Source organism: Dielma fastidiosa, assembly GCF_003475485.1.
GTDB lineage: Bacteria > Bacillota_I > Bacilli_A > Erysipelotrichales > Erysipelotrichaceae > Dielma > Dielma fastidiosa.
On the sequence record NZ_QRQL01000004.1, the window covers coordinates 104,216 to 125,464 of the forward strand.

Sequence of the window (21,249 nt, forward strand, 5' to 3'; positions counted from 1 at the left end):
ATTCCTCTAAAAATTTTACTACTTCATCAAATATAAGTTCTTTATTTGCCATGATTATAACCTCTACATATCATTTGGTTTAATTATATGTACCATTATTATAAAATTTTATGGTTAAAATCTCAACTAGAAAACTGATAAGAGTATAGTAAAATATCAAATATATACGATAATATGAGCATATTTTAATATCACCAGATTATTGTATAATATAATTTTCTGGCATAATATTAACAAATATTTGAAAGAGAAGTTTGGTGAAAAAGTTTATAATCGCATGTGGGCCTACGTTTTTATTGCTATTTATGTAGTATATTTGGCTTTTCTCATTAAAGATATTTCCGCATTTAATCTATCATCTTTTATTTCAATTGCGATGATTAGAATATATTATATATTACGCGATATTCTTGAGTTATATTATGTTGTGAAATTCAAAAAAATATTATATGTAATCGTAATATCATTCCTTTTGGTAATCCCAACATATACCTATTTCCGGGCTGGCAGTGAAGATTATTTAAGAGTAGCCTATGCCTTCACTCAATGTGTTGTCTTAAAACAGAAAGACATAGTGTTTATCAGCCCCAAACTACTTGAATGGAAGCCAACTGGACATAGAGCTGTGTATTACGATATTTATATGTTGAAGAAACAGCCTACTGTTAAGAAAATGATGGAGGTTATAGGCAGTGCCCTCGGTGAAGTTGAATCCTATACTTATGTGGATTATTATAAACCTTTGGGCAAGTATGCTGATACGTATGATATTGTGATTAATGATCAAAGTACAATCATATTCGTAGAAAAACATGTCGAGTATAACATATTGATGGTTGATATTGGGGAAATTAAAGGGGATTAGTTTTATAATAGATAATAGAAATAACTGAAAAGCGAAGTAAGACTCAATTTCACTTCGTTTTTTTATATTTTATCTGTAAAAGTGCTGATTGATTTATGATGTTAGATGCTGATTGTAAGCTTCACTGGTTATAATTTCCTCTTCACAATAGATACAAAATAAGAGGTAATACGGGATAGGTTATGATAGAATAACGATAGAAATGAGGTTGAATTATGAATTGGAATGAGAAGCTGCAGACAATTCTTGATTATGTTGAAGAACATCTGCAAAGGCGTGAGGAACCGATTAATAAGAATGAAATTGCTGAGATGGCAGGCTGTTCCTATGCTTTATTTCAAAAAATCTTTGCCTACATGAATGAGATCAGTTTTGCGGAATATGTCAGAAACCGTAAATTGACACTTGCTGGTTATGATTTGAAGAGCAGTAATATAAAGGTAATAGAACTGAGCTATAAATATGGTTATGATTCACCAACTTCATTTACAAAAGCTTTTCAGCAATTCCATGGCGTTACTCCCAAGGCAGCCAGAATGATGGATGCCCAGCTGAAAATTTGTCCTAAAATGAGTTTCACTAAAGCAAGTACAATTGCTTGGCGATTGGAAAAAAAGTCAACTTTCCGCCTGATTGGCAAAAGTCTTAAGCTGCGGGCAGAGGATGAACAGAATTATCAGCTGATTCCTGCTTTTTGGAACCAATGTCAGCAGGATGGTACTACATTTCAGCTTATGCAGAAGAGTGAGGGAAACCCTCCTGGTATCTTTGGCTTATTTGATCAGTATGATGAACATTCAATAAGCTACAAGATAATGAGTGCGTCGAACGCGGCGCTGCAGGCAGATTGGTGTGAGGTCACATTGCCCGCGCAGACTTGGGCAGTATTTGATTGTTACGGCACACAGCCGGATGCGATTCAGAGGGGCTGGGATTTTCTGCATAATGAATGGCTGGTGAAGTATCCATTTAAACATGAGGACTGTCCGGAACTGGAATGGTACAGTGAAGGTAATGTTTATTCAAAAGACTATTTAAGTCAAATATGGATACCAATCATAGAGGAGGAATAATCATGAAAATGAAAAATACGATGTTAGTTGTCAAGGATATGGAACGATCTAAGAAATTTTACTGGGAGGTAATGGGACTTCGTACATTGGTTGATTTACAAATACATGCAGTGCTGACTGGCGGCCTTGGTTTGCAGACAGAAGCAAGCTGGCAAGGTTTTATTGAGCAAGAAACCTCTTATAAAGGAAATGATGCCGAAATTTATTTTGAAGAGGATGATTTTGAACCGTTCATTGAGAAACTGACAAAGATGGATATAGAATATGTTCATCCGCCTTATACTCATGAATGGGGTCAGCGTGTGGTACGCTTTTATGATCCTGACTATCATATTCTTGAAGTGGGTGAAAGTATGAAAATTGTTTGCCGGCGTTTTTTAGATGCCGGGCTTGATGAAATGCAGATTGCAAAGAAGACGAGTCTGCCGCTTAAGGCAGTCAGAGCCTATCTGCGTTAGAAATGAGGAAAATATGGTACATTTAGTTTATTGTGATAATACAGGCAAAAAAGGTGAACATGAGCTGGATAAAATTTTAAATGGCAGTAAGACGATGGTTGTCCGCGGCGCGGCAGGCCGTAAAATTCCGCACAGCCGAGTATTTGAAGGTGAAAAGCTCTACTTTATGGAAAAGGGAACAGGACTGATTAATGCATGTGCGAGTGTGACGCATGTGGAAAACCTGATGCGGTTAAGCGATGATGAAATTACTCAGACATTAGACCGTTGTCAGGATAAGCTGAAGCTGAACGATAAACAGCGCGTTCGCTGGCATCGTAAATTCTTATGTCTTGTGGAATTTAATGATGTACAGGCGATTGAACCAATGGAGTTTGACCATCAGGGTAATATGGATGACTGGCTGATTCTGAAACAAATTGAGGATGTCGTAAAAGGCAGCAGTATCCCATATAATTATGAGCATTCACGATTGAAATAATTTATTGAACTAAAAACGTATCTGCTTCTCAGGAACAGATACGTTTTAGTTTTGCTAATTGTAAATTTTAAATCGTTATTTTAGTTTTTGATAATCGGCTTCTGATACTTTTTCAAGCCATTCATTTGACGCGCCTTCAGCAGGTACCTCAATAGCAAGATGCTGAAACCAGCTGTCAGCGGCAGCACCATGCCAATGTTTAACTTCAGGCGGAATATTAACAACATCACCGGGATGCAGCTCCAGTGCCTCTTTACCCCATTCCTGATAATAACCGCGGCCGCCGGTTACTAATAGAATCTGGCCGCCTTTATGGTGAATGTGCCAGTTATTGATCGTCTTAGGCGCAAAAGTTACATTGCCAATCCCAACTCCTTTTGTAGTCAGCATATTGAGGTAACATTCACCGGTAAAATATTGCGCAAAGGCTGTATTTTCTTCTCCAATAGGAAAAACACTGCCGCCTCCTAAATCTTTATCCATCTGTTGTTTATCCATACATAAACCTCCATTTCTGTTTGGGTACACAATAAGGATACAACCTAGAGTTAACTCTAAGTCAATAGGCTGATTTTTAAAAATGATTATAATTTAGATAATTATGCTTATTTTCCTTTTAATCATGAAGTGCTATAATAATCTCATGAACAGGAGGCAAATTTATGGCTTTATCACGGAAAATGAATGACGATGGCGATGGTATGTTTTTTGAAGGGAAAGATCCTGTTTTTAAGACAACAACTAAAGATGGGGAAGAGGTAATATTCAGTTTGGATTTAGAAGCGGCAGATATACTGGTTTCTGAAGAAAAACAGGAGCAGATTCGTGAATTTGATAAAAAAATTCATGAAACGTACACGATTCACGTTGATGATGAATCTAAATAATTAAAATACCGGCAGTCTTTGAAATAGAAGGCTGCCGGTTATTTATTAGGGTAGGTAGTTTTAATTGAATATGATTATAAACACATGTTAAATATTTGTTCAATATCATTTTGATGCAGCGGTTTAAAACCTAAAATTACATCGTCGTTACAGGCTTTCTTGGCCATGATAGGAAAATCTACTTTTTTGATGCCTACTTTTGTAAAGGTATCAAAAAGGAAAGCGGATAATTTTTCTTACGTTACCTCCTTTGACAGTTATTATAAAACCTGGAGTTCACTCAAAGTCAATGATTATTTGTAGAATGTATAAAGTGTTTTTGAACTTGGAAATACTAAATGGAATAAGATTGCTCCTTAAAAGTTATTGATTTTTATCTGTCAAAAAAATGATATAATAGAAAAAACGATGCAAGGTGGTGAGTAAATTGGCAACACTGATTGCAACAGAATACAAACAGTTTGAGGATATAAAGCACACTGATGAAAACGGTATTGAGTTTTGGTACGCCCGTGAGCTTTCGCCTGTTTTGGACTATACTAAGTGGGAGAACTTTAATAAGGTTATTGATAAAGCAATGCTTTCCTGCCAAAACAGCGGTTTTGAGTGTGCTGACCATTTTCTTGAGGTCAGGAAAATGGTTCAGCTTGGCAGCGGCAGCGAGCGAAAGGTCAAAGATTATGAGCTTTCACGATATGCCTGCTATCTAATCGTGCAGAATGGTGATCCACGTAAAGAGACAATTGCTCTTGGTCAGACCTATTTTGCTATTCAGACCCGCAGGCAGGAAATAGCCGACGCCTTTAATGAACTGGATGAGGACCAAAAACGCCTTGTCATCCGCGGCGAGGTTACGAGTTGGAATGCCATGCTTGCAGAGGCAGCGAATCAAGCAGGCATTACAGACCAGTTGGAATATGCCCAATTTCAAAACGCAGGCTATATGGGACTGTATGGTGGTTTAACTGCCGCAGATATTCACAAGAGGAAAAAACTCAAAAAAAGCGAGAAAATCCTCGACCATATGGGCAGCGAGGAACTTGGTGCAAACCTGTTCCGCATTACACAAACCGAGGCAAAACTTCGTCGTGAACAGCCGCAGGGATTGGAAATGGCCAGCGGTATCCACTATCAAGTTGGACAAACTGTCCGAGAGGCAATAGCCAAAAATGAGGGTACGATGCCGGAAGATTTACCGACACCCGAAAAGAGCATTGCTGAAATCGGTAAGGAACAGCTTAAAAAACTGAAAGAAAAAAAAGAACCTCTTATCCTTGATGAATAAGACGTATTTATGATTTTGCTGACCTCAGCAAAATTGCTGCAACTCAATAAGAAATGCGAAAAGACCGCTTGTAGAGATACAGGCGGTTTTTATTAGGGTAGGTAGTTTTAATTGAATATGATTATAAACACATGGTGAATATTTTTTATATTATTTTGATGCAGCTGTTTAAACTAAAATCACATCATCACACTATAAATAAAAAGGGGCGGCAATTGCCCCTTAAGTGCATCTATTGATTTTTCCGAATATATATTTTTAATGCTTTAATAGCTAGAAAAATACAATAAATCAATAAAATTATCAATGCTGGGATTAACAGAAACATCAGCGTTTCGAATAAAAAAATGGCCACAAGAGTTCCGTCAGCAAACATTAAGATACCCCCTTTTAATTCATTATATCATGTTGATGTGAATTCAAATATGCTGAATTCTCAATTATTAAGCTACTGCTTTCAAGCATCACCGATTAGCGTTAATAATTTAATAAAATTAAGAATTGTGCTATAATGGTCGGGTAATCAGAAAAGGAGTGTGTGCTTATGAATAAAGAACGATTAGTCAATACGTTTCTTGATTTAGTGAGAATTCCATCACCTTCGAGAAATGAACGGCGGGTAGCGGATTATATTCTGAATTTCTGCAATGCTAATGGTATTGAAGTTTATGAGGATGATGCCAATATTGAATATGGCGGTAATGCTGGAAATATTGTCGCAATCCTGCGCGCGGAGAATAAAAAACGTCTGATGTTTTCGGCACACATGGATACTGTATTGCCATGTGATGAAATTAATCCAATTATTGATGATGAAGTGATTCACAGTGATGGTACAAGTATTTTGGGCGGCGATGACAAATGCGGAATTGCGGCAATGCTTGAAATGATGCTGAATGTAAAATCATTAACGGATCGGCCAGAACTGATCTTCGTTTTCTCATTCGGTGAAGAAAATGGCTTAAATGGGCCAAAATATATGGATACTCAACAGCTTGACAAAATTGACGGCGCGTATATTCTTGACTCCAGCGGCAGACCTGGTGAAATTGTGAAAGGGGCTCCTTATTTTGCCAACGGTGTACTTAAAGTAATTGGTAAGGAAGCTCATGCAGGCATTTGTCCGGAAAAGGGTGTTAATGCTTTATGCGTCGCCGCGCAGGCTATAACGCAGCTGCATATTGGCCGTGTAGATGAAGAAACAACGTGTAATCTAGGCGAAGTAAAGGGCGGGCTTGCATATAATATCGTTATGCCTTCGGTTGAAATTGTATTTGAAGCCAGAAGTCTGAATCATGATAAATTAGAAAATTTACTGAATCAGGTGCATCTTGTTTTCAAAGAAACATGCAGTGAGTTGAACGCTCGTTTTGAATCGACAGTCAAAATACAAACACCGGGATTCATGATTGATGAAGATGATGAAATTTCAAGAGCGGTTGTAAATGCTTGTGAGAAAATCGGACTGCAGGCTGAATTTAAAACAAGCGGTGGTGCATCAGATGCTAATATCTATAACTCTAAAGGTATCAAGTCACTGAATCTGGCTTGCGGAATGAGTGAAGTGCATACGGTTCAGGAGTATCTGAGAATCGAAGATTTAGTTAAAACAACTGAATTAATAACAGCGTTGATGGAAGAATATAAATAATTTATAAAAGTTATGATGAGTACGTGAAATTCACTGAAAATCATAACTTTTTATTTAGAGTTACTTACAATCGATACAGTAAAGGTAAAAATAAAAGAAAATGCAGATAATCATTTAGATTATCCGCATTGATATACATTCATATTATCTTAATTAAACTGTTTAATCAATTTTTCTCAATCATACTCAAAGATTGATTGCTGAATGAATAGAGATAGGCATCCACATGATGATTAGGATAAAGATGGTTCAAAGCCTTCACATAGGCTGCCAATTGCTCATCATAAAGCAAATGGAGCTGGTGATCTGTCAGCTTTTGATCAGATTTAAAATCAATCAGAATAATTTTACTATCATCCATTGCCACATAGTCCATGTAACCATGCATCAGCTGATTCTCAATAAGCACTTGGAAAGGCATTTCATGATGAACCGTCATAGCAAAGGTGGAACGGAATATTTCATTGCCGTTTAATGCTATCAAATTTTTAATAATACCGCTTGGTATAGTTACATTTAAACGTTTTCCTGTCTCTTCAATCAGTTCAGCGGTCCAGTCAGCACTAGGCAGCAGTTCTGTCAGTTTATGGTAAAGATTACCGGTATCACTTGCCTTTGTCTTATGATCAAAATTAATAGGCTTAATATCAGCGCTGCCGCCAATTTCTGAAGGTGAATGAATGCTGAGCTTATAAGCTTGATGCTGATAGACAGGCAGCTCTTGGTTATTAAAACTAAGTCTAGGCTGTGTCTTATTTGACCACGGCGCGTTTACTGACTTTAAAGCAAACAGATCCTGAATTTGAGTTTCCTCTAATAAAGCCTGAAGAATCCAAGAGCTGGTTCCTTTTCTGGCATATATTTTAGAACGGGATAGACCTTCCATGTAGACATTGACATCCTTGACATAATCAACTATATGCATCTGATCCTTGGCTCTGGTTGTCGCTACATAAAGGATGCGCATTTCCTCTTCAAGCTCGCTGCGGTTTTTCTTATGGTCGATAGCGATACGATGGAAGGTAGGCCGCACGGTACGCTGTGGAAAAGTCATGGCTTTTATACCAATACCAAGTTCACGGTCAGCATTCACCAGTTCACGGCTCTCAATACTTGGCATTGTTGAGCTTGCCCAAAGGAAAACAACAGGAAATTCCAAGCCTTTCGACTGATGAATACTCATAAAGCGTACAACGTCATCTTCTTTGGAAACCGCATTTGCTTCGGCAGCTTCAAGATCTCTAATCTGTGCGATGGAATTCAGAAAACCAGCGATGCCGCTGCCATGCTCTTTTTCATAATTCGTGATTTTTTCAAATAGTAAATCAATATTGGTTTTATCGCGGATTGTGCAGGCACTTTGATAGAAATCATTCCAATTAAGACACGCGTTGATACATTCGCTGATACTGTCTGTATGATGCTGCCTGATTTCTTCAAACTTGATTAATGCGTCAGGCTTAAGCCGCTTCAGGGTATCATAAAAGTGTTCTTGATTTTGCCGGGACAGCTTCAAATTAGCTAACGCTTCACTCGACATATTGAAAAAAGGACTGGTCAGAATGGCTGTGAAGTTTAAGTCATCACGGGGATTGATAAAGCAAGTCAGGGCTGAAAGCAGAATCTGTATGCCATAGCTTTCATAGAAGCCATGCTTGCTGTTCATAGTACATGGCAGATTAATTTCATCAAATACTTTTTTCAACACATCCATTTTCGCGTTACCGCGCACTAAGACAACAAAATCTTTAAATTGATAACCTTCGCGTTCTTTAATTTCCAGTATCTGATTGGCGATATAGCTTGCTTTTAATTCATCTTTGTTAGTATCTGCTTCCATGCCTTCAGTAATATCCTTATAATTCAGCGCATGAAAACAGATGGGTTTTAATACCTTCTGCTGCCATGGGCCGCCAATCGAAGCTAAATCTTCATTGAGGAAAGGCAATGATTTGAAGCCGTCCACATTCATTAATTTCTCATACAACACATTATTAAAACGAACGATAGTCTCACTGGAACGATAATTCTTTTTAAATACAATCAGCTCATTCAGCTCATCATTCAACTCCTTGTATCCCTGCATAATGGCTGGTGATGCATAACGGAAGCCATAAATTGATTGCTTAACATCACCTACTCTGAACACATTATTGCCGCGGGTGATAGACAGCACAAGCTCATCCTGTACATCATTGCTGTCCTGAAATTCATCAACCATGATTTCCTTAAATTGAGTTCGGTAAAGTGAGGCAACATAGCCGTTATTCGCATGGAGAATCTTTAAAGCCATGTGTTCCATGTCAGAAAAGTCAATCGCTTCATGCGCTTCTTTGATTTTTTCATAGATTTCCATATAGGCTAGAACACAATTGACCAGCTTTTGAACAAGCGGCAGCATGGCTGCCACATCAGATACCATAATGGCTTCTGGATAAAAAGCAGCAAATAAATCTTCAATCTCTACACATTGTTTTCGCAGGGCAGTATAGTTTAGATTTTCCTTATCCGGTGTGGTTGGAATAGCAATCTTAGCCATGGCGATAACAGCTTCTCTTAAACCATCATAATCATATTCATCAAGGGCTTTTTTTACATTATCAATGCCTGCGAGCTTATTAAAAAAGACGGTACTTTTTTTCGCTTCATTAACATAATCAAATTCATAATAATGTTTAATTTCAGACAGTGCGTCAAGATAGGCGCTGATCTGTGTTTCAAGATAATCAAAAAAAGCTTCTTTGATCGATGACGGCAAATCATGGATTGAATGAATCTTATCATAAGCCTGCGCACATTGGATCAGCCAAGCCTGTGGATCAGGCTGTGCATCTGCCAAGGCAGCTATTTTTAAAATCAATGCCCGCAGTTCGCCGTCAGCTTCAGGGCGTGGTGAAAGCAGCAGGTTAAGCTTTAAGAAAGCATCATCGCACTGTCTTGTTTCCGCATCAAATAGCTGATCCAGCGCCTGCTGCTGATAAAGCCCCTGAGTAGCAGAATCAAGAATATTGCCCGCCCTTTTAGGTGAACAATTAATGATGTAATAATAGTTTTGAATGATTGATAAGCAGAAAGAGTGAATAGTTGAGATATGCGCCGTTGTTAATTGAGTTAACTGACTGTTTAGGTAGCGTTTTTCTTTTTCATCATTACATTCCGCAATCAGCCGAGTAATCTCAGAGGATAGACGTTTTTTCATTTCGGCAGCGGCAGCATTGGTAAATGTCATTGCTAAGATTTCATTTAACTGAACGCCGTCTTTTGTCACCAGTTCCACAAGACGCTGAATTAATACACCTGTCTTGCCGCTTCCCGCTGAGGCAGAAACCAATATATTCTTATTGCGTACATCAATTGCCCGCTGCTGATCAGGGTTCCATGACTTACTCATCATCTTCACCTCCATAGTTCTTCATTAGATTATCAGGAATATCCACAAGCATATCCGGCTTGCGCGTATTGCCGTTAAAACGGCAGATTGGCTTATATTTACAGAATAAGCATGCATCTTCGGCCGGCCTGCATTCAATTCTGCCGGATAAAATTTGTGTGGCTAATGAACGCATCATCTGATCAAGTAAATGTGTGAGAACACGCGGATCAATCACATCACTGGCGGTTATGCCGCTCTTTGCGGAATTTTTAATACCAGCTGTATAATTACCCTCATTATCCATTTCCTCAGCAAATTCACTAAAAATCCACCCCTGAAGACGATGAGCTTTCTTCTGTTCATTCAGCAAAGCTTCCGCATCGGTTTCGATAAACTCACCAGCACCTCGCCGTTTCAGTTTCCCATAAGGCAGCGAAAGATTTTCATTTTTAAATGAATAATAAAAGGCTCCCAGTGCTTCTTTATTTAAAGCTTCACGGCAATGCATCGCATAAGTAATCAGCTGCAGCTGCTGACCGGAGAACACTTTATCTTTAACTAAACGTTTCTTTGAACTCTTATAATCAACAATTCTAAAGAAGCGATCATTCTCATCAATGCGGTCAATATAGCCTTTTAATTTTAAGGTAATACCGCCGCCAACCGGATATTCATGATAGAATTCCTCTTCACACTTCATGGGTGTCAGTGAAGAATGTTCCTCCATTTTTGCCAGCTGACTGCAATTATTCATCAGGGAAAGCAATTCTTTTTCCGCAATCAGATTAAAATTAAGCTGTGGATAAATCTTGTTCAGCTCTGCACATTGCTCATTAATCAGGCTGCGCAGTTCTTGTTCACTAACGTTGGCATAATCTTTACCATATCGATGAACAAGTGTTTCTAATACATAATGTGAGAGGGTGCCGATTTTCTGATCATTAAAACTGGCATCGATAGGTTCCTGAATCCTCAATCCAAATTTTAAGAAATATGCATAGGGACAGCCTGTATAACGCTCCAACGATGATACAGAGCCATGAAGCTCGCGCTGTTCATTAAGATATAAAGCATGGGCTGTTTGTTCAGAGATTTGATGGCGGACGGTGCGTGTTTCTTCCTTTTGGATTAACGGATAGAGGATACTCTTACTCTGGCCTTTTTCGGCAGCGAAGTTTTCTATTTCCAAGGATGCTTCATGATTCTTCCCCTCAAAGTCATTCAAAGGATAAGAGAATATAAGCTTTGGTGCATAGTTCATCAGCACAAAGCGATTCTTAATAAAGTGTCCATAGCGTTCATCAAGCGTAGGATAGCCAGGAATTAAAGCGAGATAGTTTTCATCGAAAATTCCGCTCTCTGAACTAAAGCCAGGAAAGCTTTTTTGTGTACAGCCTAAAACAAAGCACGTTCCATCACAAAACAAAAGATCATCAGGATCAAGCACTAAAATACCGCCGATTGTATCTGCTTTTTTATTGCTGCCCATAGCTTCCAGCTCTTCAAGAACTAAACGGCAGTCAGATTCATCATGAATGGCTTCAAGGGCATCCGCAAATAAACGCTGAATCTTTTTATATGCCTTGATATCGGTTTTAGCTTGCTGATTCAAGATGGCATCAATATTAGTGAATAACTCACGATAAGATTGATATTTAGTCAAGGATTGCATCATCGGCATGATTTTTGCACGTTCCTCTTCTGCTTTTTGAATCAGTGCCGCTACCGTTTCCACATCCCGCTCCGACATTAGATTATATGTAAAAGCCTGATTCAAATCTGGGAAAGCATCATCCCATTGGCAGTTAAAAATCTGATAAGCCTGAATTAAAAAAGGTGTCTGGAAAGTTGAAAAACAATTTGTATTTAAACAGTTCAGACAGTTTTCCTGATTATCATCAAGGGCAAAACGCAGCATATTCGCACTCTTCAATGCGAGGTTATTAATACCTGATTCAGATAAAAAGGTATACGGCAGCTGATAACGCTCTAAAAGCTGACGCACCAGCGGGTGATAACTTTGATCAAGCAGACAAAGCTGTACTTGTGAGCAATCCATCTGATCAAGGATGATTTTTTGAATTGCAGATTCTATTTCCTGACGCTTATTGGCTGCATGATAAAAGGATACTTCTGCATCAAATTGTTCAAACGCATAGACTTCGGCACCCTTTTCAATCAGTTTGCGCAGACACAAATCTGTAAATGAATCACTTTGACGGTATACAAGAATCAATTTTTTAATTTCATCTTCGCTGATATTGTTTAAGATTTCTAAACGGCGTTCATTTTTTGAAGGATATTGAAGTGTCTTTAAGATATGTTTTAACTCCTTCTGCAGCTCATTATTTTCAGGCAGCATATCAAAGTCCAAACTAAAACCCCTAAATTTTTCCAAAAAAGTAAGACATTCCTTTTCAAAAGAAGGTGTAGTGCAAATATGTTTAAGCTGATTTAACTCCTCAGCAATCTGCTTCATCTGTTGGTGAATTAAAAGCTTAATCTCAATCTCTGAACGATCTTCATTAAAATCAAAACTCATCAGCCAACTGTTTAAGGAGAGCACCCTTACGCCTCTTATTTGTTTCTCCGCCAGCTGTTTATGAATGAGAACAGCAGCATTTTCAGGGCATAAAATTGTTCTGTTTTCGAGGCTTTTCGTGAATAAATTCATATAGTACCTTCCTTTCTTCCTATATTATAAAGCAAGATGACTTTTCATAAAAGGATTGACCTTTTTTATTGCAAAAAAAGCAAATTTTTGTCATAAAATTGATGTGTAATCATTTTATTTTATTCAATAAAATAGTACAATAAGAAAAAGAGGGATTAAACATGAAATATAGAACGCTAGGTAATATCAAAGACAGAGTGTCCTGTCTTGGCTTTGGTTCAATGCGTTTCCTTACTGATAAAGATGGAAATATCATTCAGGAAAAGGTAAACGAATTAATCAAAACTGCAATGGAATCCGGAATTACTTATTATGATACGGCATATGTATATCATGATGAGCATTCTGAAAAAGCACTTGCTGAAGGCTTGAAGCCTTACCCCAGAGAGAGTTATACATTAGCGGATAAGCTGCCGGTTCATTTGGTAAAAAGTGAAGATGAGCTTGATGGTTATCTTGATCGAATGCTTGAACGGCTGAATACTACTTATATTGACTTTTTTCTGCTTCATGCTATGAGCTTTGAGCGGTTTGAAAAGGTTAAGCTGTATCATATTGGTGAATGGCTGGATCGAAAGAAAGCGGAAGGTAAAATTCGTTATGCTGGCTTTTCCATCCATGAGAAAGATACATTGATTGATGAATTACTTTCTTACTATCCATTTGATTTTGCGCAGATTATGCTGAATTATATGGATGTCGTTCATGAGCCGGGTATGGTTGGTTATGAAAAGCTTACAAAAGCCAATGTACCGGTAATTATTATGGAGCCGCTGCGCGGAGGTTCATTAGCGAATATACCAGATTTTATCGCTGAACCTTTTAAGAAATTTGATGCAGCGAGGTCTTATGCTTCGTACAGTTTTCGCTGGCTGTTGAATTATCCAAATATTATGACGATTCTGTCGGGTATGAATGAAATGGATCAGCTTTTGGATAATATCAAAACCTTCAACGATGAAACCCCTGTGAGTAAAGAAGAGCTAGAAGCGGTAAATCAGGTAAGGGATGAGCTAATGACAAAACAGAAGGTACCTTGTACCGGCTGTCGTTATTGTATGCCTTGTCCGTTTGGCGTTGATATACCGGGCAGCTTCAAAGCTTGGAATGATCGTGCTAAGGCACGCTACACAGAAGAGCAAAAGGCTATCCAGTTACCAGCTGAAAGTCCAGTCAATTGTCAGGCTTGCGGGCGATGCGAAAGCTTATGTCCACAGCATATTCAGATTATTGATATGTTAAAGAAATGCAATAAAGAAATGACAAAGGAGTGAGAACGATGAGTGAAATACTGGAAGTTCTGGGAGCGTGTGCTGATCAGAGAACCGATAATGGCTGCTGTGAATTCAATGGCTATTTAGAGGATTATATCACAATTCTTGAGGAGCGTGAGGGCTGCGAAAAGCAGTTAGACCTGTTTAAGAAATTCATGGAAATCAATGAAAGCTACCGCATAATCGTTAATCTGCAGCTTACATGCAGCAAAGAAACGATTGCTAATCAGATCATACGCTACAAAGATGCATTCAAACTTCCGGAAGGTCAGTTAAAAGCACCTTATATTCTCTACACCAAAGTTAATGAAAAAGCTACTGGTATCCTTTGCTCGTTTGGCGGTAAGGATGAAACAATTTATGCCAAAGGGGCTTACCTTGTATTAAGTGAGCCTGGTAATCAATATGAAGCAATTCGTAATGACCTTGTGTCAGTTGCCTTCGATGATGAAGTGCTGACACATCAGATGGACTTGCTGAAACGCTTCGTTATGGGCAGTGATAAGGCCGGTTATATTCAACGCGGTCTGGATATGATTATATTTAAGAATCTTGATGAAATGGTTGAAACAGCAACAGCAATCGCACAGGAATTATGTACTGAGGGTGTTGAGGCTTTGAAAGAGGAAGCTGAACCGCGGCAGGCGATTTATAAGCTGATTGAACGCTGGTTCTATCTGAAAAAGTTTGTTTATGTGCAGACGATGATGGATAAAAGCAGATTAAACAGCTTATATGGCGGTAATCCTAAGAAACAACGCCAAGCTGCGAAACAAAATGCTGATGCCATTAAGTATGTGTCTTACAGCGAATGCTGGCAGCATACATCTAAATGAGTAATAGAAACCCAATCTTTTGTTGATTGGGTTTTGTCTAGTTATGATATGCTATGTTATAATTTTTATAAAATGTACACTTTTTCGTGCAAATTGTTAAAAAAAAGGGCTGAAATGGTAAAAAATGGAAATTTATTACTCGTTTTTAACGATAAAAGTCTTATAGACAAAAAGTAATAATTAATTATAATGGAGTAGAAAAGGAGGAATTATTTATGAAAAAAATGTTATTTACTTTATTACTGGCTGGGGTTACTAGCATGTCATTGTGCTTCCCTGGACATTGCACACATGTACACAACGAGGATTGCGGACCTGATGGTGTGAACTGCACGCATGAATGTGTTACTGTACAACCACTTGAAGACGAACATTTACCCTACTAAACACAAATGATCAGAACAATTGGGTGGATATATGAATGAGCTAGGGAATAAAATTAAGTTGTGGAGAAATTATAGAAATCTAACTTTAGAACAGCTTAATGCTTTAACTGGTATACATTATGCGAGATTAAGCAAATTTGAAAGAGGAGTTGAAATTCCTAATCAGCAAATGCTGGAAAGAATTGAGATAGCACTCGATGTAAAATTTGATGATTTGGTACTAATTGATCAAGAAATAGAAAATCTGATTATAGAATTCATTGATAGTATATTTTATTTGAAAGCAAATTTTGATCATTTTGAAGATGTAATTAATAAGAATAGGGAAATTTATATGATTAATCAAAATTATTATAAAGTGGTTTTGATTGAATATATTAGTGATATTCTTACAAACAGATTAGATCATACAGACAAAATGGAAAAAATATTAGATAGTGCAGTAGAGCAGAATACTCTCTATGAGCAATTGTATTTAGAATATAGGGCTTTAAAGATGCATACATTAAAAAATTATAGTGATGCCTTCAATTATATTGAACGAGCACTTTGTATTTCTAATAACATTAAAAATACTGCTATGATTAATTATCATCTTAGCTTATTACACCATGACTGTGGTCATTATGAAAAAGCAAGAAAGTATCTAATACAAGCTAAACAAATGTTCGTTGAATTCAGTTCATATAAAAGAGCAGTTCACTGTGACTTTCAAATGGCTAATATTTATACTAGAATGGGTTGCTATAGCATGGCTTTGGAATTACAAAAAGCTAGTTTAGAAACTTTTCAATATATGCAAAGCAGTGAAAGTGTCATTGCTCTTACTCTTAGGAATACCGCATGGGTTCATATATTGATGAAGAACTATAATGAAGCGCTAATTTGTTTGGATAAAGCAGAACTATTAGAACCAAAAAATTGTAATTTAATTTTATATAAAATTTGGTGTAACTATAAATTAGAGAATTATAGTAATGCACATAAAATTATTGACGAAAATAATCAATTGTATGATGTAAGTGATTATAAAGATAGATTTAAACTATTTGTATTACTTCTTGATCAGGGAATTGACAAACCTACTAAAAAGATTATTAACCAAGCTAAAAAGGTTTATGAAGACTTGGCTAGTCGGCAGAGGTATGGCAATATGTACTTCTATCTCGATATTCTTATTGATTTACTGGATAGAGCCAATGATAAGGATGAATTAATCCATTACTTAAAAATTAAAGGGCATTTGGGGAAATGAACTATTAATTACCGTTAAGAAATAGCAACTATTAGCTGCTATTTTTATTTTTGTAAATAATGGTTAATTTGAGGAGTAAAATGTTTACTAATGTTGTTATTAAGGCATGATTTGTTCTATAAATATTTATATCTCGAATATTATATTAAAAATATATAATGAAAATTTGATTAAAATCGATAATTTTTGTGCATTTATAATCGGAATTATCGTTAATTTTATAAATATGCTTTTGATAATGGTTTTTGCGTTGATAATTAAGGATAAAACTTTTAATTTATTGTTTTAATTTGTATTTTCACATTTGGGTTTGAACAGAAGATGTAAATAGTGTACTATAAAATTAAGATATAGTTATTTATATACTTAGAATTATGCATTAATCAAAAATTGTCAAACAATTTTGAGTAAGGGGGAAATGCATTATGCTTAAAAAAGCAATTTGCTGCTTAGTATTATTAATTTGTTTTGCTTTTATTGGTTTAAAGATATTTGAAAAGTTGAGTCCAAATTCTCAAGATAATGATCAACAAATTATTTCAGATGAAAATAAAGTTGATGATCAAACAGATAGTGAAGCTCACGCTGAAAATTTGAATAATTATCCTCAAGAAATAAATGATGTTAATAATTATTTCGGGATTGTGGAGACAACACAAAAGCAAATTTTAGATTTTGAAACGTTGGATAGTGAAGCCTTATTGAATGATTTTGTAACTTTAGAGTGGCCAGCCGATGTTTATTTCTCGCCGCTTTATCTAAGTGATAACGGTGTTGTCTATGGTGAAGCTGATAGATCCGAGAACAGGAGTGCATTATTTTTAGCTTCTTATAACTGTAATACTGGTGAATTTAAAGAACTGAAAAATATGGATGGAGATTCAATATATGCTTCATTCAAAATCCTTATAGCTTATGAGAATAATTTAATATTTGAAGAATATAATCAAGCCAATGGTATAGCAAATTATTATATGTATGATTTAGATACAGACATGTATAAAGTAATTAAACAGAGTGAAAATGTCCCTCCGCATTATAATATTGCAGATATGGATAAAGATGGATTCATGTTTAATTGGTATGATGATTTATCAACCGAAGACAACAAATACATTATTACATATTACTCATTCGCAACAAATGAATTTGAAGTGGTTGAAGAAGAAAACAGCGGACACCCTGTTTATCATAAAAATAAATGGTATTATTTACGGGAAGATAAAGAAAATATGATTACTCAACTAATTCAATATGATATGAGAACTAAAACTAAAACAATAATCTATGAAACTACTGGATTAGAGAATTGTATGATGGGCTTGTATGGAGATGAGAATAACTTAATTCTTATGATGAATAACAATTTGCTGACAAAAGTTTACAAGGTAGATGTCGAAAAGGATAAAATCTTTTATTATTTTGAAAGTGAACGGATTGAAGCAGTCAATATCAAAAATGGTATGATGACTTGGTCTGGAACAAAAACTATTGAAAACAGAAGTCGTCCTCAAAATTATTTGCTGGATCTGAACACAGATATTCATTATTTGTACGCAGACAGCGACTTATTGTTATCCAATAACGGAATTGCTTGGATAGATTTGAAAAAGCCGGATAATGAGATTGCGAAAGGGCAGCTTTCAATCAATGAAAATTCACAGCTTGCTTATCAAAAGATGAATTAGAATTAATATATAATATAAGGGGGAAATATCATGAAATCAATCATTAAAACTATACTTTCCTTATTCCTAACTGTTTCTTTATGTGGAAATACAAAAGTCATGGCAAGTTATAAAATTGATAATTTTACAAGCAATTATAATTTTTACCTGAATATCAATGACGGAAAGGGTTTGCATACAATTATTAGAAGTAATGGTAAAGGTGATTTAACTTTTGAATTGTTTAAAAATTCAAGCCTAATTAAAAGTGAAACTAGGAAAATCTATGAAAAACGTCTTAATCACCCATTTGAGGATTCATATAAAGAATATTATGAATCTGATGATGGCTGGAGTATTTTGGATCGTGAGGAAGAGGATTTTGTTGCGTTAACTTGTCCTGCTAAATTAACTAAGGAGGAGGAAGTTACTGTAAGTTATTTTGAAATACAAAAAGGCATAAATGATTTGTATGTTGATCAATTCAAACTAAGATTGGCTGATTATGCTAGATTAGAAAATGATTTGGATTCAGCTATCAATGCCATGATTGCTGCTGTTAAATTTACAGGAACCTTTTATATAGCCTATCCGTGGTTAGTTCATGAAGTATTGATGCTCATGATTGATGAGATAAATAATAATTATGAATTAACTAAGATGGATGAATTATATAATGAAATGGCATTTTTCTATGCAGAACTTCTTAGGGATAGTAATGAATAAGCTTTGTGTGTTGTTATATGGTTAATCAGTTTCTAACTTGTGCCATGTACCTTACATCACGCACGATGATGTGAGAGGATGATAATGAACTTATTATTTATATCCAAGCCGATTGGCAGAAGTATAACTTAATGAAAAGCTAAATTTATTGACTTTGATACTACATTTAATTATAATATGTAGTATAATGGTAAGGTGATGGCATGAAAAAGAATGAAATTATGACGGAATATTCAAATAATAACAATGGAATTATTAATATAAAAGATATTATTGATCAAGGTATTTCTAAACAATATTGTTTAGATTTTTTGAAAAAAAATAATTATGAAAGAATTGCCAGAGGATTGTATATTTCTTCAGATTTATTGGTAGATGATTTTTATGTCATATCATATAAATATTCTAAAGCTATTTTTTCTCATGAAACAGCTTGTTATTTGTTGGATATGTCAGATAGAGAACCAATATATTACTCAGTTACGCTTCCATATGGATATAAGGTTGATCATTTAACAAAACAAGGAATTAAAGTATATACTTCTATCAAAAATAGATATTCAGTTGGGATTATAGAAGTAACTACTCCTAATGGGTATATTGTTCGCTGCTATGATCCAGAAAGGACAATTTGTGATATTTTTAAAACAGAAATTGATCCTCAAGATAAACAAGTAGCAGTTAAAGAATATTTGAAAAAATATAGAAATATTTCTAAGCTTATGCAATACGCAGAGATTTTTAAAGTTGATAACAAAATTAAGGCGTATCTGGAGGGATTATTATGATAGAGACAGCAGTTCAATTAAAAGCATTAATTAGGAATAGATCGAACGGTAATAGCAATAAAGCAAATATATTGATTACCCAAGTGAGGTATGTATTATTGATAATGATAATATATTCGATATTTTGAACATAATTCTTCCAGTTTGGATTATCAGACATTGCTTCGAAATGGTAATTCAATCACTATGCTGATCCCCAATATGGATTGTATATATAGGCATCTTGATGAACCATAGTGATACCACGAATGACCTAAGCAATACATTTGGTGACAGTTGGTGCATATGATAATATTTCTCACATGAACATAATATAAATAAGAAAAAAGTCATCACCATGAGCGGCGATGACTTTTAATATATTCTTTAATTACTTAGAAGCAGTAGCTGCCATAACGATGGCATTTACATATCCCGGAGCATCAACTAAAGTTGTGCTTGAAATTGTATCAAGAACTTCTTCACTTGATTTACCGCCTAATTCCTTCAACTCAGCAATTGTCTTGCCTGCTACATAATCTTGTACCATATTGAAGTTTTCGTCGATAGCGATAGTAGCACCGCTCTTAGCCATATTAGCACTGTACATTTCAGCATTTACACGTTTAGAACCTAATACTTTTGTAGGATCAGTTAAGTTATCTTTCAAAGTTTCACTGTTAGGAACACCAGTTGCTTCTGCACCGTCAAGATATTGGAAATCATCGATGTAAGCAAGGACAACTTTATCACCATCAGTTACAGCTGTAGCAAGTGTGAAGCACTTTGTGCCGTGAGCAGCAGCTTCTACTTGTCCGATTTTCAGAGCAGCAACATCACCTTCGTAAGTAACCTTAGGATTGCCCTGAGCAGCTTTAGCAGCTTCTACGATTGCATTCAAGTAGCCTGGCATATCAACCAAAGTAGCACCTGAAATTGTATCGATTAATTCATCACTTGTTTTACCAGCTAATTCTTCAACTTCAGCAATTGTTTTGCCAGCTACATAGTCTTGAATTGTATTGTAATTGACATCAATTGCTACTGTTGATCCGCTCTTAGCCATGTTTGCACTGTACATTTCAGCATTAACACGTTTAGAACCTAGCACCAAACCCTCATTCCAGTAATCAGCTAAGGTTTCACTGTTTGGAATACCAGTAGCATCTGCCGCTGACAAATACTGATAATCATCAATGTAGGCGAGCAGAATCTTGTCTCCTTCAACAACAACAGTCGCTGTTGTGAAGCATTTAGTGCCATGAGCAGCAGCTTCAACTTGTCCGATCTGAAGCTCGGCTTTAGCGGCTGGCTCAACCACCTTATTATCGTCCACAGGCTTTTCAGGTTCAGTTGGTTTTGTTGAACAGCCTGCTACGGTTACCGCACATAAAAGCGCAGTAAATAATCCTATAATTTTCTTTGGCATAAATTAATGTACCTCCTAATTAAGATTATAGACTGATTATATGTAGAATTCCACACGTTTGCTCATTAATTATCATATATGGATAAATACTGTTTATATTTAGAACAATGTGGTGAAACTTTAGAAAATATTTTAAAAAAAACTGATGTTTTTATCATCAGT

General features: G+C 36.0%; 18 protein-coding genes. 14 read left to right on the top strand and 4 right to left on the bottom strand.

Annotation, left to right across the window (positions count from 1 at the left end):
• Positions 1-241 precede the first annotated feature (241 nt).
• The 4 genes from DWZ33_RS10085 to DWZ33_RS10100 all read left to right on the top strand — a co-directional run bounded on the left by DWZ33_RS10085 (position 242) and on the right by DWZ33_RS10100 (position 2,877).
• A complete protein-coding gene (locus tag DWZ33_RS10085; protein WP_147352883.1) occupies positions 242-865 on the top strand; it encodes a hypothetical protein in 624 nt (207 codons plus the stop codon).
• A gap of 215 nt (positions 866-1,080) precedes the next feature.
• Entirely contained in the window at positions 1,081-1,938 is an 858-nt protein-coding gene (locus tag DWZ33_RS10090; RefSeq protein ID WP_118454728.1) for an AraC family transcriptional regulator, read from the top strand.
• A gap of 2 nt (positions 1,939-1,940) precedes the next feature.
• Positions 1,941-2,396 carry a VOC family protein gene (locus tag DWZ33_RS10095; RefSeq protein ID WP_022938795.1) on the top strand — a complete coding sequence of 152 codons (456 nt, stop codon included), beginning with the start codon at positions 1,941-1,943 and terminating at the stop codon, positions 2,394-2,396.
• 13 nt (positions 2,397-2,409) lie between these two features.
• Positions 2,410-2,877, top strand: coding sequence for a hypothetical protein (locus DWZ33_RS10100; RefSeq protein ID WP_118454729.1), 468 nt, complete (start codon positions 2,410-2,412; stop codon positions 2,875-2,877).
• Between the two features lie 75 nt (positions 2,878-2,952).
• Here DWZ33_RS10100 and DWZ33_RS10105 read toward each other — a convergent pair whose 3' ends face one another.
• Complete coding sequence (locus DWZ33_RS10105) at positions 2,953-3,375, bottom strand: cupin domain-containing protein (protein WP_118454730.1); 423 nt, start codon at positions 3,373-3,375, stop codon at positions 2,953-2,955.
• A 164-nt stretch (positions 3,376-3,539) separates the two neighbouring features.
• On the opposite strand from DWZ33_RS10105, the gene DWZ33_RS10110 reads away from it, so the two are divergent.
• From DWZ33_RS10110 to DWZ33_RS10120, 3 genes are all read left to right on the top strand, one after another.
• A complete protein-coding gene (locus DWZ33_RS10110; RefSeq protein ID WP_022938792.1) occupies positions 3,540-3,764 on the top strand; it encodes a hypothetical protein in 225 nt (74 codons plus the stop codon).
• A gap of 418 nt (positions 3,765-4,182) precedes the next feature.
• Positions 4,183-5,049 (top strand): DNA damage-inducible protein D, encoded by an 867-nt coding sequence (gene dinD / locus DWZ33_RS10115; protein WP_244925870.1) that lies wholly within the window; start codon positions 4,183-4,185, stop codon positions 5,047-5,049.
• A 544-nt stretch (positions 5,050-5,593) separates the two neighbouring features.
• On the top strand, positions 5,594-6,700 hold the full coding sequence (locus DWZ33_RS10120; protein ID WP_118454732.1) for a M20/M25/M40 family metallo-hydrolase: 1,107 nt from the start codon (positions 5,594-5,596) through the stop codon (positions 6,698-6,700).
• 166 nt (positions 6,701-6,866) lie between these two features.
• Here DWZ33_RS10120 and DWZ33_RS10125 read toward each other — a convergent pair whose 3' ends face one another.
• Together DWZ33_RS10125 and DWZ33_RS10130 are read right to left on the bottom strand one after the other, a co-directional pair.
• The gene (locus tag DWZ33_RS10125; RefSeq protein ID WP_182425646.1) at positions 6,867-10,091 is read right to left on the bottom strand and encodes a UvrD-helicase domain-containing protein; all 3,225 of its coding nucleotides are present in this window, start codon (positions 10,089-10,091) and stop codon (positions 6,867-6,869) included.
• Positions 10,084-12,747, bottom strand: coding sequence for a PD-(D/E)XK nuclease family protein (locus tag DWZ33_RS10130; protein WP_118454734.1), 2,664 nt, complete (start codon positions 12,745-12,747; stop codon positions 10,084-10,086). Before DWZ33_RS10130 ends, DWZ33_RS10125 begins: the two co-directional genes overlap by 8 nt.
• 161 nt (positions 12,748-12,908) lie before the next feature.
• On the opposite strand from DWZ33_RS10130, the gene DWZ33_RS10135 reads away from it, so the two are divergent.
• From DWZ33_RS10135 to DWZ33_RS18280, 7 genes are all read left to right on the top strand, one after another.
• Positions 12,909-14,021, top strand: a complete 1,113-nt coding sequence (locus DWZ33_RS10135; RefSeq protein ID WP_022938785.1) for an aldo/keto reductase — start codon at positions 12,909-12,911, stop codon at positions 14,019-14,021.
• Between the two features lie 5 nt (positions 14,022-14,026).
• Positions 14,027-14,857: a hypothetical protein gene (locus DWZ33_RS10140; protein WP_022938784.1), complete on the top strand. Its 831-nt coding sequence runs from the start codon at positions 14,027-14,029 to the stop codon at positions 14,855-14,857.
• A gap of 215 nt (positions 14,858-15,072) precedes the next feature.
• Positions 15,073-15,243: a hypothetical protein gene (locus DWZ33_RS17985; RefSeq protein WP_182425648.1), complete on the top strand. Its 171-nt coding sequence runs from the start codon at positions 15,073-15,075 to the stop codon at positions 15,241-15,243.
• Positions 15,244-15,274: 31 nt separating this feature from the next.
• Positions 15,275-16,498 carry a helix-turn-helix transcriptional regulator gene (locus tag DWZ33_RS10145; RefSeq protein ID WP_118454735.1) on the top strand — a complete coding sequence of 408 codons (1,224 nt, stop codon included), beginning with the start codon at positions 15,275-15,277 and terminating at the stop codon, positions 16,496-16,498.
• Between the two features lie 425 nt (positions 16,499-16,923).
• Positions 16,924-18,186: a hypothetical protein gene (locus DWZ33_RS10150; RefSeq protein WP_118454736.1), complete on the top strand. Its 1,263-nt coding sequence runs from the start codon at positions 16,924-16,926 to the stop codon at positions 18,184-18,186.
• Between the two features lie 30 nt (positions 18,187-18,216).
• Positions 18,217-18,891, top strand: a complete 675-nt coding sequence (locus DWZ33_RS10155) for a hypothetical protein (RefSeq protein ID WP_118454737.1) — start codon at positions 18,217-18,219, stop codon at positions 18,889-18,891.
• A 203-nt stretch (positions 18,892-19,094) separates the two neighbouring features.
• Complete coding sequence (locus tag DWZ33_RS18280) at positions 19,095-19,679, top strand: type IV toxin-antitoxin system AbiEi family antitoxin domain-containing protein (RefSeq protein WP_244925871.1); 585 nt, start codon at positions 19,095-19,097, stop codon at positions 19,677-19,679.
• A 370-nt stretch (positions 19,680-20,049) separates the two neighbouring features.
• On the opposite strand, the gene DWZ33_RS10165 is transcribed toward DWZ33_RS18280, so the two are convergent.
• Positions 20,050-21,087, bottom strand: coding sequence for a hypothetical protein (locus DWZ33_RS10165; protein ID WP_118454738.1), 1,038 nt, complete (start codon positions 21,085-21,087; stop codon positions 20,050-20,052).
• Between the last annotated feature and the right edge of the window lie 162 nt (positions 21,088-21,249).

Bases quoted from the DNA above. Each gene is read 5' to 3' on its own strand.
- DWZ33_RS10090 (WP_118454728.1), top strand. From the start codon at position 1,081: ATGAATTGGAATGAGAAGCTGCAGACAATTCTTGATTATGTTGAAGAA.
- DWZ33_RS10095 (WP_022938795.1), top strand. From the start codon at position 1,941: ATGAAAATGAAAAATACGATGTTAGTTGTCAAGGATATGGAACGATCT.
- DWZ33_RS10100 (WP_118454729.1), top strand. From the start codon at position 2,410: ATGGTACATTTAGTTTATTGTGATAATACAGGCAAAAAAGGTGAACAT.
- DWZ33_RS10105 (WP_118454730.1), bottom strand. From the start codon at position 3,375: ATGGATAAACAACAGATGGATAAAGATTTAGGAGGCGGCAGTGTTTTT.
- DWZ33_RS10110 (WP_022938792.1), top strand. From the start codon at position 3,540: ATGGCTTTATCACGGAAAATGAATGACGATGGCGATGGTATGTTTTTT.
- DWZ33_RS10120 (WP_118454732.1), top strand. From the start codon at position 5,594: ATGAATAAAGAACGATTAGTCAATACGTTTCTTGATTTAGTGAGAATT.
- DWZ33_RS10125 (WP_182425646.1), bottom strand. From the start codon at position 10,091: ATGAGTAAGTCATGGAACCCTGATCAGCAGCGGGCAATTGATGTACGC.
- DWZ33_RS10130 (WP_118454734.1), bottom strand. From the start codon at position 12,747: ATGAATTTATTCACGAAAAGCCTCGAAAACAGAACAATTTTATGCCCT.
- DWZ33_RS10135 (WP_022938785.1), top strand. From the start codon at position 12,909: ATGAAATATAGAACGCTAGGTAATATCAAAGACAGAGTGTCCTGTCTT.
- DWZ33_RS10140 (WP_022938784.1), top strand. From the start codon at position 14,027: ATGAGTGAAATACTGGAAGTTCTGGGAGCGTGTGCTGATCAGAGAACC.
- DWZ33_RS17985 (WP_182425648.1), top strand. From the start codon at position 15,073: ATGAAAAAAATGTTATTTACTTTATTACTGGCTGGGGTTACTAGCATG.
- DWZ33_RS10145 (WP_118454735.1), top strand. From the start codon at position 15,275: ATGAATGAGCTAGGGAATAAAATTAAGTTGTGGAGAAATTATAGAAAT.
- DWZ33_RS10150 (WP_118454736.1), top strand. From the start codon at position 16,924: ATGCTTAAAAAAGCAATTTGCTGCTTAGTATTATTAATTTGTTTTGCT.
- DWZ33_RS10155 (WP_118454737.1), top strand. From the start codon at position 18,217: ATGAAATCAATCATTAAAACTATACTTTCCTTATTCCTAACTGTTTCT.
- DWZ33_RS18280 (WP_244925871.1), top strand. From the start codon at position 19,095: ATGAAAAAGAATGAAATTATGACGGAATATTCAAATAATAACAATGGA.
- DWZ33_RS10165 (WP_118454738.1), bottom strand. From the start codon at position 21,087: ATGCCAAAGAAAATTATAGGATTATTTACTGCGCTTTTATGTGCGGTA.